The sequence below is a fragment of the Flammeovirga agarivorans genome, from assembly GCF_012641475.1.
In the GTDB taxonomy this organism is placed as follows: Bacteria; Bacteroidota; Bacteroidia; order Cytophagales; family Flammeovirgaceae; genus Flammeovirga; species Flammeovirga agarivorans.
Genome location: NZ_JABAIL010000044.1, coordinates 1 through 1,559, shown reverse-complemented (window position 1 = coordinate 1,559; position 1,559 = coordinate 1). Strand labels below are relative to the sequence as shown.

General features: G+C 53.3%; 1 rRNA gene. It reads right to left on the bottom strand.

What is annotated here, in order from left to right:
* Positions 1-1,343 (bottom strand): 16S ribosomal RNA (locus tag HGP29_RS28115); the annotation flags it as partial.
* Between the last annotated feature and the right edge of the window lie 216 nt (positions 1,344-1,559).

Below are 1,559 nucleotides of genomic sequence, written 5' to 3'. Positions count from 1 at the left end.
AGCGATTCCGACTTCATGGAGTCGAGTTGCAGACTCCAATCCGGACTACGACATACTTTATGAGGTCCGCTTGCTCTCGCGAGGTCGCTTCTCTTTGTATATGCCATTGTAGCACGTGTGTAGCCCTGGTCGTAAGGGCCATGATGACTTGACGTCATCCCCACCTTCCTCCAGTTTATCACTGGCAGTCTCCTTTGAGTTCCCGGCCGGACCGCTGGCAACAAAGGATAAGGGTTGCGCTCGTTGCGGGACTTAACCCAACATTTCACAACACGAGCTGACGACAGCCATGCAGCACCTGTCTCACAGTTCCCGAAGGCACCAATCCATCTCTGGAAAGTTCTGTGGATGTCAAGACCAGGTAAGGTTCTTCGCGTTGCATCGAATTAAACCACATGCTCCACCGCTTGTGCGGGCCCCCGTCAATTCATTTGAGTTTTAACCTTGCGGCCGTACTCCCCAGGCGGTCGATTTAACGCGTTAGCTCCGGAAGCCACGCCTCAAGGGCACAACCTCCAAATCGACATCGTTTACGGCGTGGACTACCAGGGTATCTAATCCTGTTTGCTCCCCACGCTTTCGCACCTGAGCGTCAGTCTTTGTCCAGGGGGCCGCCTTCGCCACCGGTATTCCTCCAGATCTCTACGCATTTCACCGCTACACCTGGAATTCTACCCCCCTCTACAAGACTCTAGCCTGCCAGTTTCGAATGCAGTTCCCAGGTTGAGCCCGGGGATTTCACATCCGACTTGACAGACCGCCTGCGTGCGCTTTACGCCCAGTAATTCCGATTAACGCTTGCACCCTCCGTATTACCGCGGCTGCTGGCACGGAGTTAGCCGGTGCTTCTTCTGCGGGTAACGTCAATCGATGAGGTTATTAACCTCACCGCCTTCCTCCCCGCTGAAAGTGCTTTACAACCCGAAGGCCTTCTTCACACACGCGGCATGGCTGCATCAGGCTTGCGCCCATTGTGCAATATTCCCCACTGCTGCCTCCCGTAGGAGTCTGGACCGTGTCTCAGTTCCAGTGTGGCTGGTCATCCTCTCAGACCAGCTAGGGATCGTCGCCTAGGTGAGCCGTTACCCCACCTACTAGCTAATCCCATCTGGGCACATCTGATGGCATGAGGCCCGAAGGTCCCCCACTTTGGTCTTGCGACGTTATGCGGTATTAGCTACCGTTTCCAGTAGTTATCCCCCTCCATCAGGCAGTTTCCCAGACATTACTCACCCGTCCGCCGCTCGTCACCCGAGAGCAAGCTCTCTGTGCTACCGCTCGACTTGCATGTGTTAGGCCTGCCGCCAGCGTTCAATCTGAGCCATGATCAAACTCTTCAATTTAAGTTTGATGCTCAAAGAATTAAACTTCGTAATGAATTACGTGTTCACTCTTGAGACTTGGTATTCATTTTTCGTCCGAGGACGTTAAGAATCCATGTCACTTTGAGTGCCCACACAGATTGTCTGATAAATTGTTAAAGAGCAGTTGCGACGCGCTTTAGCGCTCTGTCGCGAGGTCCCGTATAATACGTTTTCCTCATTCAGAGTCAAGCGCTT